The sequence below is a fragment of the Azospirillum picis genome (assembly GCF_017876115.1).
Classification (GTDB): domain Bacteria; phylum Pseudomonadota; class Alphaproteobacteria; order Azospirillales; family Azospirillaceae; genus Azospirillum; species Azospirillum picis.
Genome location: NZ_JAGINO010000012.1, coordinates 1 through 14,953 on the forward strand (window position 1 = coordinate 1; position 14,953 = coordinate 14,953).

Consider the following 14,953-nt stretch of genomic DNA (forward strand, 5'->3'; position numbering starts at 1 on the left):
ACCGGTGCATCGGCAACCGCTGCTTCCGGAGCGACGGTGACGGTCAGCGCTTCGGTGTGGCTGGCCTGGGTGCCGTTCACCGAGGAGGTGGCGGTCACCGACAGGTTCAGCGTACCGGAGAAGTCGGCCGGCGGCGTGATGGTCAGGCCGGAGAGCTGGGCGGCGGAGAGCGTCCAGGTACCGTCACCGTTGTCGGTACCAGCAGACAGCGTCGCACCGGCAGGCACGCCGCTGATCACCACGCTGAGCGTCTCGCCAGCGGCCGGATTGCTCAGGCTGCTGGAGAGGGTCAGAGCGATGGCTTGGTCTTCAAGACCGGCAGCATCAACCACGGTCAGCGCCGGAGCGTCGGCTTCCGGAGCGACGGTGACAGTCAGCGCCTCGGTGTGGCTGGCCTGAGTGCCGTTCACCGAGGAGGTGGCGGTCACCGACAGGTTCAGCGTGCCGGAGAAGTCAGCCGGCGGCGTGATGGTCAGGCCGGAGAGCTGGGCGGCGGAGAGCGTCCAGGTGCCGTCGCCGTTGTCCGTGCCGGCCGAGAGGACTGCACCGGCAGGCACGCCGCTGATCACCACGCTGAGCGTCTCGCCGGCCGCAGGGCTGGTTATCTGGGCGTTGATGGCCAAGGCGATGGCGTGGCCTTCGCTGCCGGTTGCGCTGCCGAGGCTCAATGTCGGGGCGTCAGCCGTTGCGGCGATCGAAACGGCCAGAGAGCCCGATGACGTTGCCTGATGGCCGGTGGTGTCCGTGGTGACGGCCGTGACGGCCAGGTTGATAGTGCCGTTGTAGTCCTGCGGCGGCAAAAGCGTCAGACCCGGCAGATCGGACGGGGAGAGGGTCCAGCGTCCGTTGCCAAGATCGACACCGGCCGACAACGAGGCTCCGGCCGGGAGGCCTTCGACCGTCAGGATGGTTGTCGATCCGTTGGTTGCCGCCGGTAGCGTGATCGTCAGAGCCAAGGGCGTATCCTCGGCACCGACGCCGGCACTGACGTCCAGAACCGATGGCGTCGATGACGGGGTCGTGCCGCTGGAGCCGCCGTTCGAACCTCCAGTGGAACCGGTGTTCGAGGATCCGCTTCCCGTCGATCCGCTGCCGGTGGAGGAGCCCCCGCTGGACGGATCACTCCCGGAAGAGCCGCTGCTCGACCCGTTCCCCGTCGATCCACTACCCGCCGAACCGGTGGCTGAACCGCTGCCTGTTGATCCTCCGTCCGTCGGAGTGGTGCTGGTCGGGGCGGGCGTCGGTGCTCCTGTCGTGCCGCCGACCGTGTTTCCCGGTGCCGTGCCGTCGTTGGTCGAAGACGGAACCGAGGGCGTGGAGGTCGGCGTGGAAGGCGAGGTGGAGGTCGGCGGCGCTCCGATGACCGTACTCGTATCCTGGCCCGTGCCCGTCGAGATGGAGGTGGAGGGCGTGCCCTGGCTCGTCGGGTCGCCGGTTGTCGGTGTACCGGTGGAGGGCGTGGAAACCCCTCCTTCGGTAGCCGTGGTGGTTCCGGTTCCAGTTCCGGTGCCCCCACCGGTGGCGCTGTTGCCCTGGTTGGCCGCTTCCGCCATGAGCGTCGACATAACGTCAGGCTCGGCCTCGGTCCGCGCGGTGACGGTCGAAGCGCGTGCATCCGCGTTGCCCGCGGCGACGGCAGATTGCGTGGCCGGTGGGGTGGCCGGCTCCGGCACGGCAGGAACCGCTCCGGCTCCAGGCAGGGCCGCAGCAGTGGGAATCGCCGCCAGCGGCTCCTGTGCGAAGGTCGCACCAGGCGCTCCATCCGCCAACACGATGCCGCTGGACCCGTCCGAAATCGGCTGGCCCACCTCCCCGGCGGCTTCCGATCCACCGCCCGGTGCCGCCGCGGCCGCAAATGCCCAGGGCCGTGCCCCGCCTGCGATGGAGCCCCCCGACTCCGCCATCCCGCCGCCCGCCGCAGTGCCCGTCATCCGCTCGACCTCGCTGGCTGCAGTCGGCATGCCTGTGGCCGAGGGATCGGTCGTCACCACCGTCGGATCGCTCCGGCTGCCGCTGTGCAGGTTGGTCAGGGCATCGGGAATGTCGCGGCGAGGCTCGGTTGGAAGGATGTTGGGGCGCTCCAGCGCTCCCAGGCGTTGGGGGGCGAGTGCCTCGGCCGCGGTGCTTTCGGCCGCCGCGCGCGCACCGTCCGTCCGGGGCGTGCCCGCGGTCTGTGTGGCGGAGGAGGAGGCCTTGTCGGTGTTGGTCTCAGCCATGGCGGTTCCTGTAGGGCGGAAGGGCGGAAGGGCAGGGCGGTGCGATGGGAGGGGTAGGCCGGTGGCGGATCGGAGCTGGGCCGAAGCCAGGCCGTATCCGGGGGCCGGCGGGCAGGGCGCCGTCGGATCAGCGCTCGCGCAGGGCGCCGTCCAGCGTGGTGTAGATGGGCTTCAGCAGGTATTGCAGGACGGTCTTCTCACCGGTGCTGATGTCGGCCTCGACCGTCATGCCCGGCAGGATCAGGTGGTTGCGCGCGCCATCACCCACATGGTTGGCCGCAAGCGTGACCCGCCCCTGATAATAGGGGTTCTTGTCCTTGTCGAAGAAGGTGGTCGGCGAAACCGACTTCAGCGTCCCGTCCAGCCGCCCGTACCGGGCATAGTCGAAAGCGGCGACCTTCACCTTGACCGGCAGGCCGGGGCTGACGAAGCCGATGTCGCGGGGGGAAATCCGCACGTCGGCGACCAGCTCGTCGTCGATCGGCACGATCTTGGCGACCATGCCGCCGGGCACGATCACGCCACCTTCGTTCTTGACCGGCAGTTCCTGGACGATGCCACGGACCGGTGCGGTCGAAACCAGCCGGTCGACCCGGTCGCTCTGCGCGACCAGTTGCTTGTCCAGTTCCGCCAGTTCGGCGGTCACGGAGCCCTGCTTGTCCAGGGCTTCCTGCCGCAGGCGGCCATCCAGCTCACGGATGCGGGCCTCGGTTTCGGCGATCCCGTCCTTGGTGCTGGCGATGACGCCGTCCAACCGGTGCAGCTCGGCACGGGCCGCCGCCAGTTCGCGCTGGGCCTCGACCACCATCAGCTTGGAGTTGAAGCCCTTGCTGGTCAGGTCGTTGCGCATGTCGACCTTCCATTCCAGCAGGGGCACGTTGCCGGCAACCTGGGTCCGCTGGCTCTTGGCTGCGGCGAGTTGGGAGCGCTGTTCGGCGATCTGCCCGTTCAGCACGCGGCGCTGGTTTTCGCGGGCGTCGAACTGCGCCGACAGCACGCTGGCCTGATCGGCGATCAGTGCCGGATAGTTGCCGAAGGGCTTGAAGTCGGCGGAGCGGTTGCCGGCGAAGGCGGCGAGGCGCTCGGCCTGGATCGACAGGGCGGCGCGGCGGGCGAGGAGCTGGTCGTGGCCCGACTGGGTGCTGACGCTGTTGAAGCGGATCAGCGGCTGCCCGGCCTCGACGACCTGCCCCTCGCGTATCAGGATCTCCTGGACGATGCCGCCCTCCAGGTGCTGCACCGTCTGCACGGCGCTGACCGGCACGATCTCGCCGAAGGTGACCGCCATCTCCTGCACCGGTGTCACCGCGCTCCAGGCGACGGCACCGACGACGAGGCAGCCGACGATCAGGGCCGTCGCCTGCATCAGCGGGCTGACACCGGGATCGCCGGCCAGTTCCTCGGTCGCGAAGTCCGCTGCGGAGATGCCGCCGCCGAACAGGGTGCGCAGGCTGCGGCGGCCGACGGACGCGCCGGTGATCATGTCGGTCATCAGATCATCCCCTTCGGAATGCGGTCGCGGACCTTTTCCGCCGGACCGAAATAGCGGGAGGTGCCGTTCTCGATGATGAGCACCTTGTCGGCCATGGCCAGATGGCTGCGGCGGTGGGTGACGAAGAACACGGTGGAGTGGCCGCGAAAGGCATGCACCGTCGAGGTGAAGGCGAACTCGCCCTCGAAGTCGACGCTGGCCGCCGGTTCGTCGAGCAGGACGATCGGGGCGTCGCGCAGGTAGGTACGGGCCAGCGACAGCCGGGCCAGCAGACCGGCCGGAAGGGCGGCATCGCGCGTGTCGAACCGGGTTTCGAGGCCCTCTGGCAGGTCGTCGACCGCGTCGAGGACGCCGGCACGATCCAGGGCGGCCCGCAAATCGGCATCGCTGGCGCCCGGGGCGACCAGGCGCAGGTTTTCCGCCAGCGTGCCGTCGAAGAACTGCGGCACCTGCGGCACGAAGGCGATCGACCGGCGCAGCGCCATCGGATCGAACTGGCGGATATCGCGTCCGTCGATGCGCACCGAACCGCCCTGCGGGCTGTAGAGGCCGGAAACGAGCTTCAGCAGCGTGGATTTGCCGCCGCCGTTGCGGCCGACGATGGCGACCACCTCGCCCGGAGCCACGTCGAAGCCGAGGTTCGCGAGCACGGGCTCGGCCTCTCTGCCGTAGCGGAAGGTGACGTGGGAGAAGGTGACTTGACCACGGATGTCGGCGGCCCGCTCGGCACGCACCGACTCGCTGCGTTCGGGCGGCGTCGCCATGAGCGTCTCGACCTGCCTCAGCGAGGCGCGGAGCTGGCCGAGCCGGGTGCTGGCCATGAAGGCGCTCTGCACCGGCGACAAAGTGCGCCACACCAGCATCATCGTGCCGATCAGCCCGCCGGTGCTCAGCGAACCGGCCAGAACCTGGTCGATGCCGAACCCGAGCGTCGCAAGGCCGGTGAGGGTGGTCAGCGTCTGACTGAAGGTGGCGATCAGGGTCGTGGTCTGGGCGCTGCGGAAATTGGCTTCCGCCATCCGGCCGGCGACCGCGTCGTAGCGGTTGCTCCATATCTTCGCGGCGCCGAGCGCCCGGATCGCCGGCATCCGCTCGACGATCTCCAGCAGCAGCTCCTGGCGACGGGCACCCGCACCGGCGGCAGCGGCGACGTGCGTGCGCGTCATCGCGTTCCCGAGCCATGCCGCGGCGACATAGAGCCCGATGGCGCACAGCGGCACCAGCACAAGCCAGCCGGACAGGATGCCGATGGCGACCAGGAAGATGACGGCGAAGGGCAGGTCGAGGCAGGCCTGCGCCAGCGGTCCGGTCAGCAGGTCGCGGACACGGTCCAGGTCCTTGACGCGGGCGACCTGGGCGGCAACGGCCACACGCTCCGTCAGCGGGCTCGGCAGGTGCAGCAGGCGGGCCAGCACGGCGTTGCCGACGACATAGCCGAGGCGGGCGCCGCCATGGGCCATGATTCGGCTGCGCAGGCGGCGCATGGCCAACTCGATCAGCAGGGCGCCCGCGGCACCGATGCCCAGCGCCACCAGCAGGTGGATCGACCCGGCGGCGACGACCTTGTCGTAGATCGTCATGACGAAGAGAGGGCTGGACAGCGACAGCAGGTTGGCGGCCAGGGTCAGCGCCAGGGCGGCGCCGATCAACGGGCCGGCGGCGGCAAGGCGGCTGCGGATCCAGGATCGGCGTTCGCCGGCAGGCGCCGGGACCACGCCATCCGGCTCCGCGGCGGCGGCGACGACGAGGGTGCCTGCCGCCAGCGCATCGCCTACCGGCTCCGCCGGCCCCTCGGGCCGCTGCAGGCGCAACCCGTCCTCCGATGACTCCAGGAGGCCGGCTTCGCCGGTGCCGGCATGGCTCGGGACATAAAGGACCGCGCCACCGCGGTAGCCGGCTTCCGCCAGGATGCGGCGCAGTTCGCCGCCCGGGAAGCGTCGGCCCTGGTGGATGGTGCTGCCGAAGCCGAGGCGCGCGGCGACGTCGCGCAGATCGGTCACCGCATCGCTGCCGGACCCCCAGGGCAGTGCCCCGGTGATGTCCTGGGGGCTGCCGACCCAGCCCAACCGGCGCAGCAGGAGGAGCAGCGCAGCGGTGAGATCGGGACCATGTCGGAAGGGCGTGTCGAGCGCGGTCGGGAGGGAGAGCGCCGGGACAGGCGGCATGATCCGCCCGGTCACGTCTGGGTCGAGGATTTGGGTCATGCGGCAAGCTCCGGCGTGCGGTCGAGATGGCCGTCCGACAGGCGGAAGATCGAGGTGGCGTGCTTCAGCATCAGGGGGCGGTGGCTGACGAACAGCGTGGCGCAACTGGTGCGCAGGTCGGCAAGCAGCGCCAGCAGGACGCGGTCACCCTCGTCGTCGGCGGCGGCGTTGGCATCGTCGAACAGGATCAGCCTGGGCTTCTGCACCAGGGCACGGGCTATGGCGATGCGCTGGGCGAGGCCGCGCGGCATCGGCTCGGTCGCTCCGTCGCCCACGATGGTGGCGAAGCCGTGCGGCATGGCGTTGATCGCGGTGACGATGCCGACCTGTTCCGCCGCAGCCATCGCCGCCGGCAGCACGTCGGGCTGGAACATCGTGATGTTGTCGATCACCGTGCCGCGGAACAGGGTTTCCCGGTGCGACAGCAGGGCGATGCTGCGTCGCAGGGTGGCGGGGTCGTAGACATCCAGCGGGAGGCCGTCGAGCAGCACCCTGCCGGTCGCGGGACGGTAGAGGCCGGCGGCCAGCGCCAGCAGCGTCGACTTGCCGCCTCCGGTCGGCCCGACGAGGGCGACGGCTTCGCCCTGGCTCACCCTCAGGTCGACGTCGCGCAGCACCGGGCGCCCGGAGAAGGCGAAGCCAACCGAGTCGAAATGCAGGTCCGGCCGGGCGGTGGCGGCGTCGAGAATGCCGGTGGCGGGTGGCTCCTTGGGCAGGGCGAAGAGGTCGTCCAGCTTCTTCGAAGCGACCTTCATCGGCTGGCGGCGCGACCACAGGGCCATCAGCCCCTGCGCCGGTGCCAGGGTGCGGCCGACCAGGAGCGTGCAGGCCGATAGGCCGCCGACGGTCAACACGCCGTCCAGGACCAGCAGGCTGCCGAAAGCCACCGTGGCGAGGCTGCTGAGCTGCGCGACGAACTGTCCGGCCTCGGTCAGGTGCTGCGCATGCAGCTCCGCGGTAGCGTGGGCCGCCAGTCGGCGCGCCTGCAGGGCCTCGTAGCGGCGCAGCAACGGCAGCTCCAGCGCCATCGCCTTGACCGACTGGATGCCGGAAAAGATGCTGATGATGAAGCCCGACCGTTCGTCTTCCGCGCGTGCGACCTCCGCCTGTGCCGACTGCGCCGACCGACCGACCGCGACCGCCAACAGCGCCATCGTCAGCAGGCCGCAGCAGGCCACCGCGACCAGCACCCCGCCGAAGAAGGCGATCAGGGCCAGCGAGGCGACAGCGAACGGGATGTCGTAGAGCGCCAGCAGGGTCTGGCCGGAGGCGTGATCCCGCAAGGTCGCGATGGCGCCCAGGCGCTCCAGATGGGTGCCGGTCGATTGCGACTGGAAGGTCTTGAGGTCGGTGGCGAACAGGTGGGCCACCGCCCGGCGGTTCATCACACGCTCGAACCGGGTGGCGACCCGGCCCATGATGTGGGAGCGGGCGATGCGGAGTATAGCCTCCGCAAGGACGGCGAGCGTCACCCCCACCACCATCACCACCGCCGTCTGCTCCGAGTGGTTCGGGATGATGCGGTCGTAGACCTGCAGCACCGCCACCGGCATGCCGAGCGCGGCCAGGTTCACGACGGCGGACATGACGATCACTTGGGCATGGAGCGAGGCCTCATGGCCTCGGGCGGCCGGCGCGGTGTCCTTTGCGGTCATCGGGAGGACTATCCTCTTCAAGCGGAGGGAAGTGACGGAGCCATGGCCTTCACGGCAAGCCTCGGGCGGTCGAGCCGGGGGGACGGGCCCCGGCACGGTGTGGGAACGCAGGATGATGTGGCGGTCAGGTCGAAATTACCGGGCTTGCGCCGGCAGGAGTGGGAGCGACGATCGATTGGAAGCCAATGTGATTTGGTGTCCAATCAATACCTCTTTCGGGAGGTCCGCGTCGTTGCTGGCAGGGGATAGTGGCGCGGGTAAAACGGATAGGGGGTGGATAGTCATACGTTACCCCGCACCCCGCTCCACACCCTGGTCAGGCGGGTCAGGACCGCTGGAGTTCGCGCCGGATGACCTTGCGCAGTTCGTGCAGCGACACCGGCTTCCCGAGCAGCGTGGCTCCCACCTCGCGTGCCGCTGCCATGGCGGAGGGGGAGAGGTCGGCGCTGATGATCACCGCCGGAAGATCGAGGCCGTATTGAGCCCGTACCGCGGAGATGGCGGCGTTGCCGCTCTCGCCGTCGCTCAGCCGCTGGTCGACGATGACCAGGGTTGGTCTCCTGCCGCCGAGCGAGCGAACCGCCTCCTGGTGGGAGGCGGCCTCGACCACTTCGAAGCCCCATTCCACCAGCACGGTGCACATGGCCGTCCGGACATAGAGCTCGTCCACGATCACCAGCAGAGGGTTGAGCGGTCCGGCCGGATCGGGGAGGGGACCCGGGGAGAATTCTATGCCTTGCTTCCTGGCGGCCGGGGATTGCGGTGCGACCTCCATGACTCCCACCGAGAAACGGGAGCCGCGACCCGGGCGGGAAGAAACCTCGATCGGATGCTCGAGCGCGACGGCGAGGCGGCGGACGATGGCCAGCCCCAGCCCGGTGCCGCGTTTGCGGTCGCGGTTGGGATTCTCGATCTGGAAAAACTCCTCGAAGATCGACTCGAGATGTTCTTCCGCAATGCCGTGCCCGGTATCGACGACATCGATCCTGATCAGTTGGCCGCGGCGGCGGCACCCGACGAGCACCCCGCCCTTGTCGGTGAATTTCAGCGCATTCTCGACGAGATGCCGCAGGATGCGAGTCATCAGCAGGACGTCGGTGCGGATGGTGACGTCGCAGTCCAGGACGCGCAGCGAGAGGCCACGGGCTGCCGCCTGTTCCTCGAACTCCGTCTTGATGTCTTGGAGGATCGAGGCCAGCTCGACCGACGTCAGGTCCGTGCGGACGAAGCTCGCATCGATCTTCGAGATGTCGAGGATGCCGCTCAGGAGAACGTTCAGGGAATCGGCCGTCTGCTGCAGGGACTCGACAATCGGAGCAGCCGGGTGCCCCCGCAGCTTCATCTTCAGGAGCTCGACGAACAGGAGCATCGACTGCGCCGGCTGCCGCAGGTCGTGGCTGGCTGCGGCAAGGAAAGCGGTCTTCGTGCGTCCTGCCCGCGCCGCCTCGCGCCGGGCGGATTCCGCCTCGCTCCAGGCCTTGCGGAGCTGCTGTTCGGTGCCGCGCTGCTGCTCCGCCAGCTCCCGCAGGAGGCGTTCGGAATCGAGCAGGGCCGAACGCGCCGTTGCCAGCTCGTCGACGGCGAAGAGCTCATGCCGGGCCGTGGCGCTCCTGTCGGGTGAGCCGGCGAAGGCCGCGAGCGCCCGCGCTTCGATGACCAGCCGCCGCATCGGCGGCAGCGCCAATCCCAGTGACGCCGCGAGTGCCGCCAGCATCCAGGCGAAGGCGATGAGGTAAGAATTGCGCAGTATCGGATCGAGTCCCGCGGCCGGCGCCATGCAATAGATCCGCCATTCCGGCATCGACAAGATCTTGGATGCCGCGACGCCCTGGCCGATGCCGGGGAAATCGCCGATCCTGATATCGTCCTCGCCGCCGGCGGCGGCGTCTATCCGCTGGTTGGCTGCGGCGGCGTCGTCGGACCGCGCAATGACGGCGCCGCGACGGTCGGTGACCGCGATGACCCATCCCTCCGGCAGATCCTGCGCTCGCAGCAGGGCCGATAACTTCCAGACTGGAATGGTGGCGGACAGCGAGCCGGCCAGTTGGCCGTTCGCCAGGAGCGGCATCGCCACCGCGAGGATGCGCTCATCCTGAACCAAGCCGACGAAGGGCTCGGAAACCAGGGGGCGGGGATTGTTGCGAAGGTCTTCGTACAGGGAAAGCGAGCGGTTGAAGGGCAAGGCGCGTTGGTCGGAAACCAACGTGTGCATCAGCACCTTCCCGAACGGGTCCGCCATCACGATCGCCGACGCCAGCCTCTGCCCTTTGATCAGAAGTCCGGCGACATGGCGGAACGCGTCCTGATTGTCGAGTGAAAATGTTTGGTCCACCCGCAAATAATCCAGTAGCGACAGAGTATCGTCGACCTCCTGCGCAATTGTGGTCGTGGCCGCGCTCGCGGCGCCGCGCAACTGCTCTTCGAAATTTCTTCTCTTTTCTACAATCAATGAGTTGCAAAGATATATGGCAAGAGCGAGAAACGGCAGGACCGATCCAAGGAATGCCAGAGTTAGTCTGGACCGTATTCTCATTTCTACGTAACATCCTTGCAGAATATCGGATTGTTTCTCGGCTCACGCCGTTCGCAGTCAGGCAGGCATCACTGGAGAAGACCCTGGACCGTTAAAATTTCCTTCATATATGCCTCCTTGATACTCCTAGGCAGACGCATGCTGATGTAATGCTCAGCAATCATTAAACGCTTGCAAAGCTTTTATCCACCGTCAGAATCTCATATCACTGAGGAAGATAAGTTACGAACTTGAAACATGGAACCGTCGGCAGCAGTGGTGAAGATTGGGGCGATCGCAGCGAGTATGCAGCCCCGCTGCTGCTTGCGTGTACAGGGAGGGAGCATCATCGTCGCATGCCATAGTATGCAAGCATGGCTGCTCCCCATCCGGGCTCTTCTTCGGGGTGCTGCATTTGGCTGGAGTGTCCTATGTTTGTTCTTGTATGATGGTGTGGCGTTATCCTGCATGAGGACGAAAGGTTGGCTGGTGGATGAGAGCGGCCGATGATTGATCGCGATCCATATGTTGCCTACAACATCCGCATCTATGGGTCAGGACCAGAAACCATAATCTTCGCGCATGGATTGGGACTTGACCAAAGATGCTGGGATGAAATTAAAAGAAATTTCGTGGATCGCTACCGAGTTGTCGTCTATGACTTGGTCGGATTCACCAAGGAATCCGTCGAACATTTTGACCATCACAAATATCGGTCGATGACGCGGTATGTTGAAGACCTTCTTCTGGTCATAAAGCACACAAATTCAAAGAGCTGTTATTATGTCGGTCATTCCGTCAGCGGCATGATCGGCCTCCTGGCATCCATGGGTCATCCGGGATTGTTCAAGAAGATCGTGACCATCGGTCTGTCACCCAGTTACGTGAACAGCGACGATTACAATGGTGGATTCGACAAGGAAGACATCGACCAACTGATCGACAACATTTCTTCCAACTATGTGGAATGGGCCAAGGAATTTTCCAAGGTGGTGGTGGCGAAGCCGGCAGGCCACCCCGCGGTGCTGAAGTTTGCCGACGGGCTGATCGGGATGCGGCCCGATATCGCCTTATCGCTGGCGTTGATGATCTTTTCGTCCGATTTCCGCGACGTGCTCGGAAAGGTGACCGTACCGTGCCACTTGATCCAGACGGTGGGCGATCCCGCCGTTCCCGTCAGCGTCGGCCGGTACGTCCAGTCCCGGATACCGGGGAGTTCGTTGGAGATCATCGATGCGGAGGGGCATATTCCGCAGTTCACCCACGCAGAGGTTCTTTCCGACGCCATCCTGCGGGCGCTGGAAGAGTAGGAGAGGGCGCCGCGCACAAGCGCGGCACCAGAGCCGGCAGTTCGAATGGGCTCTCGCGATCATGCGCCGCCGCCGGGCTCCTGGCGCAGGGAATCCGATGCCGGGCCAAGCCGCTGCGGCGGTCAGGGGCGTTCAGATGACCATGCCGGCGAGGGTCGGCGACTGGTCGAGCGCGGTGGCCACCGTGTCCAGCACGCGCCGGCAGTCCGCGCGCGTGACCGGCGCACCCAGGCACAGCCGCAGGGCTTCCGGAGGGGTCCCTGCCGTGGCGAAGGTGTCGCTGACCACCGCGGCGATGCCATGGGCCCGCAGATGAGTGGCGAACTCGCCCCTGGTCCAATCCGGCGGCAGTTTGAGCCACAGATGGAAACTGTTGGGATGGGTGGCCATCGCCGAGGCCGGCAACACCTCTCCCGCCATGCGCTGGCGGGCAATCGCCTCGGATCGGATCGCCGTCACCAGGGCGTCGGCGGTGCCGTCCTCGATCCAGCGCGCAGCCACCTTGGCAGCCACCGGCGACGTGCCGAGCACCGTCGCACGTTGCGCGGCCGCGACCCGCATGGCCTGCCGTCCATCGGGGGCGGCGACATAGGCGACGCGCAGGCCAGGGGCGACGCATTTCGCCAAGCCCGAGACATAGAAGGTGAGATCGGGCGCAAACGCGGCAATGGGGGGAGGGGCGTCGGGCGGCAGGACGCCATAGATGTCGTCCTCGATGATCGCTATTCCGCGGTCGCGTGCAATATCGGCGATGGCGCGCCGCCGCTCCGCCGGAAGCGTGGCGGTCGTAGGGTTATGCAGGGTCGGCGTGCAGTACAGCACCTTCGGGGCATGGGCGTCGATGGCGGCGCGCAGCGCGTCCGGGTCCAGTCCCTGCGCGTCCATGGCCACGCCCGCCACCCGAAGCCCGAGTTGCCGGGCGATCGCCCTGAAACCCGGGTAGGTCAGCGCCTCCGTGCAGACGGCATCGCCAGGCTCGGTGAGCATGCAGAGCAAGGCCAGCAAAGCGCTCTGGGTGCCCGGACAGGTGATCACGCGCCCGCTGCCGTCCCCCGCCTCGGCCTCCAGGCCGGGAAGCCGCCTCGCCAGCCAAAGGGCGCCGGCGGTCAGGTCCTCGTCTCCGGAGCCGATTTCGGGATAGCGCAGGACCGTCAGCGGGTCGACCCGCATCATCGCGTCCACCAGCCCCTGCCGCGCCCGCGACATCAGGTCGGGATCATTCGGCAGCGGGGGCTGGTTCATGGTCATGTCGACCAGCGTGGCCGGCCTCCCCGCCCGTGCCGGTACGTCGTCGCCCGGTCTGCCGCCTGCGTTCCCGGCCCTGTCGCGGGAGCGGACGAAGGTGCCCTGGCCGACGCGGGCATCCAGCAACCCCCGCTGGCGCGCTTCCGTGTAGGCGCGGCTGACCGTCGTCAGATCCAGCCCAAGCCGATCGGCCAGCGTGCGCTGCGGCGGCAGCCGTTGTCCGTCGGTTAGCCGGCCGCTGTGGATGTCGTCGGCGATGGCATCGGCGATCGCAAGGTAAACCGGCTTGTTCCGGTTCGACAGATCGGGCTGCCAGACAGCGTCGTCGGATTGCATGGAAGAGTCGACCATTCCTTTACCGATGCCGCCGGCGCGGTTCCGGTATCATATGCACACGGCACAGTGTTCGTCGCAAGTCGCCAGCGGCAGGCCGGAAGCGGCTTGCGACGAGTCACGCTGCGAGGAGCCGATCGTCCTGCCGGTCCCCGCCTGCGCCGTCATGCAAAAGCTAGGCGACGCGGACAGGGCTGGGATCGTCTGGCTGGACGGCAGCAGACCAGGGGTCAGTGGTCAGCGGGCGAGGGCGCCAGGAAGACGGTGGCCTGGTTGACCGGCGAACCGGAGGTGTCCGGTGCCATGGTCAGGGTGAGTGGTGTCGAGGGCTCGGACAGCGCGTCCCGCGGAATGCGGACCTGGATGCGATAGGTTTCCACAGCGTCGGCACGGGCCGACAGCAAGACCTCCGTCGCCTCCCCGTCCTGACCGGCCACGGCGATGCGGGCTCCGGCAGGCCCGGCAAGCGTCAGGCGGTAGGTCCGTTCGGCCAGCGTCATGTTGGAGATCTTGATGGTGTAGGCGTTCTGGACCCGCCCATCGCTGAGCGTCACGAACAACGGCGCGCGGTCGCGCAGGATGGAGATGTCCGAGTTCGGCCTCAGGGCGAGCCCAATCGCCATGGCCCCGCCCACCACAACCAGCATCAGGCCGTAGACGATGGTCCGCGGCCGGAGCAGGCGGTAGCGCGGCGCCGGAGTGCCCGTCGCCTTCGCCGCCTGCGCGGTCAGGGTATCGAAGCGGATCAGGTCGCCGGGACGGCCGATCCGCGCCATCACGTCGTTGCAGGCATCCACGCACAGGCCGCAGCTAATGCATTCCATCTGGATGCCGTTGCGGATGTCGATGCCGGTCGGGCAGACCTGGACGCATTGGCCGCAGTCGATGCAGTCGCCCAACCCCTGGTCGCGGCGGGTGTCCCAGCTCTCGCTCTTGCGCAGCGGTGCACGGCCTTCGCCGCGCCATTCCTGATAGGTGACCACCACGCTGTCCTCGTCGAGCATCGCAGCCTGGATGCGCGGCCAGGGGCAGACGTAGAAGCACATCTGCTCCCGCATGAAGCCGGCCATCAGGTAGGTGGAGACGGCGACGAACAGCACGGAACCGGTGGCGAGGGCGGATGCCCGGAAGCCCAGCAGGTCGGCGGCGAGCGTGGGCGCATCGGTCAGGTAGGTGATGCCGACGAAGCCGGTGAGCAGGGAAATCCCCAGCCAGAAGGCATGCTTGACGGCCTTCTTCGCCACCCATCCCGCCGTCCATGGCCGCTGGTCGAGCCGGATGCGGGCGCCCCGGTCGCCCTCGACCTTCCGTTCGACCCACACGAACAGATCGGTCCACACCGTCTGTGGGCAACTGAAGCCGCACCAGACCCGCCCGCCCAGGGCGGTCGCCAGGAAGAGGCCGATGGCGGCAAGGATCATGACGCCGGTCATGTAATAAATCTGCTGCGGCCACAGCTCCACCGCGAAGATGTAGAAGCGCTGGCTGCCGAGATCGAACAGCACGGCCTGATCCGGCACGCCCTGGCCCCGATCCCACCTCAACCAGGGCAGCAGCGCGAACAGCGCCAGCAGGGCCCAGCCCAGCCCGGTTTTCAGGTGACGGTAACGGCCGCGGACCGATTTCGGATGGATCTTGCGATGGCTCGCATAGGCCGCCGCCGGTTCAGGGGCCGCTTGCGGGGATGGTGGGCGGGCGAGCTGATCCGGACGGCGGGTAATATGGGGCACATCGCTTTGCATCGGGGCACCTGCTGCATTGATCGACTGTCCACCGGTCGAGGACCGGCGGCATGGCATGATCGGGGACGGTTGGGCACATTGCCGCGGCGGCGTCACTCGCCAGCACCGGACAGCCGGCCCCGCCGCTTTTACCGGCCGGAGGATGCCTACAATAAGCCCGACCACGCAAGCGCATTGTATGGATATAGCGCGAGCAATCCCCGTCTGCGACCGCGTGCCGCACTTGGTTCCAGCTAAATCTGTT

7 protein-coding genes and 1 pseudogene are annotated in these 14,953 nt (G+C 67.4%); 1 reads left to right on the forward strand and 7 read right to left on the reverse strand.

All coding sequences use genetic code 11. The annotated features are described in order from the left end of the window. The 5 genes and pseudogenes from J2850_RS16675 to J2850_RS16695 all read right to left on the reverse strand — a co-directional run. Nucleotides 1-2,216: pseudogene (locus tag J2850_RS16675) on the reverse strand (cadherin-like domain-containing protein); the annotation flags it as partial. 127 nt (nt 2,217-2,343) lie between these two features. Beyond that, the gene (locus J2850_RS16680; RefSeq protein ID WP_209983660.1) at nt 2,344-3,708 is read right to left on the reverse strand and encodes an HlyD family type I secretion periplasmic adaptor subunit; all 1,365 of its coding nucleotides are present in this window, start codon (nt 3,706-3,708) and stop codon (nt 2,344-2,346) included. After that, nucleotides 3,708-5,912, reverse strand: coding sequence for a peptidase domain-containing ABC transporter (locus tag J2850_RS16685; RefSeq protein ID WP_209983661.1), 2,205 nt, complete (start codon nt 5,910-5,912; stop codon nt 3,708-3,710). Before J2850_RS16685 ends, J2850_RS16680 begins: the two co-directional genes overlap by 1 nt. Continuing rightward, the gene (locus J2850_RS16690; protein WP_209983662.1) at nt 5,909-7,567 is read right to left on the reverse strand and encodes a peptidase domain-containing ABC transporter; all 1,659 of its coding nucleotides are present in this window, start codon (nt 7,565-7,567) and stop codon (nt 5,909-5,911) included. Before J2850_RS16690 ends, J2850_RS16685 begins: the two co-directional genes overlap by 4 nt. Before the next feature lie 325 nt (nt 7,568-7,892). Next, complete coding sequence (locus J2850_RS16695; protein ID WP_209983663.1) at nt 7,893-9,980, reverse strand: ATP-binding protein; 2,088 nt, start codon at nt 9,978-9,980, stop codon at nt 7,893-7,895. Nucleotides 9,981-10,585: 605 nt separating this feature from the next. Between J2850_RS16695 and J2850_RS16700 the strand changes: the two genes are divergently transcribed. Beyond that, complete coding sequence (locus J2850_RS16700) at nt 10,586-11,389, forward strand: alpha/beta fold hydrolase (RefSeq protein ID WP_209983664.1); 804 nt, start codon at nt 10,586-10,588, stop codon at nt 11,387-11,389. A 132-nt stretch (nt 11,390-11,521) separates the two neighbouring features. On the opposite strand, the gene J2850_RS16705 is transcribed toward J2850_RS16700, so the two are convergent. Both J2850_RS16705 and ccoG read right to left on the reverse strand, forming a co-directional pair. Then, complete coding sequence (locus J2850_RS16705; RefSeq protein ID WP_209983665.1) at nt 11,522-12,970, reverse strand: aminotransferase-like domain-containing protein; 1,449 nt, start codon at nt 12,968-12,970, stop codon at nt 11,522-11,524. Nucleotides 12,971-13,197: 227 nt separating this feature from the next. Beyond that, nucleotides 13,198-14,709, reverse strand: a complete 1,512-nt coding sequence (ccoG, locus tag J2850_RS16710) for a cytochrome c oxidase accessory protein CcoG (RefSeq protein ID WP_209983666.1) — start codon at nt 14,707-14,709, stop codon at nt 13,198-13,200. Between the last annotated feature and the right edge of the window lie 244 nt (nt 14,710-14,953).

Bases quoted from the DNA above. Each gene is read 5' to 3' on its own strand.
- J2850_RS16680 (WP_209983660.1), bottom strand. From the start codon at position 3,708: ATGACCGACATGATCACCGGCGCGTCCGTCGGCCGCCGCAGCCTGCGC.
- J2850_RS16685 (WP_209983661.1), bottom strand. From the start codon at position 5,912: ATGACCCAAATCCTCGACCCAGACGTGACCGGGCGGATCATGCCGCCT.
- J2850_RS16690 (WP_209983662.1), bottom strand. From the start codon at position 7,567: ATGACCGCAAAGGACACCGCGCCGGCCGCCCGAGGCCATGAGGCCTCG.
- J2850_RS16700 (WP_209983664.1), top strand. From the start codon at position 10,586: ATGATTGATCGCGATCCATATGTTGCCTACAACATCCGCATCTATGGG.
- J2850_RS16705 (WP_209983665.1), bottom strand. From the start codon at position 12,970: ATGCAATCCGACGACGCTGTCTGGCAGCCCGATCTGTCGAACCGGAAC.
- ccoG (WP_209983666.1), bottom strand. From the start codon at position 14,709: ATGCAAAGCGATGTGCCCCATATTACCCGCCGTCCGGATCAGCTCGCC.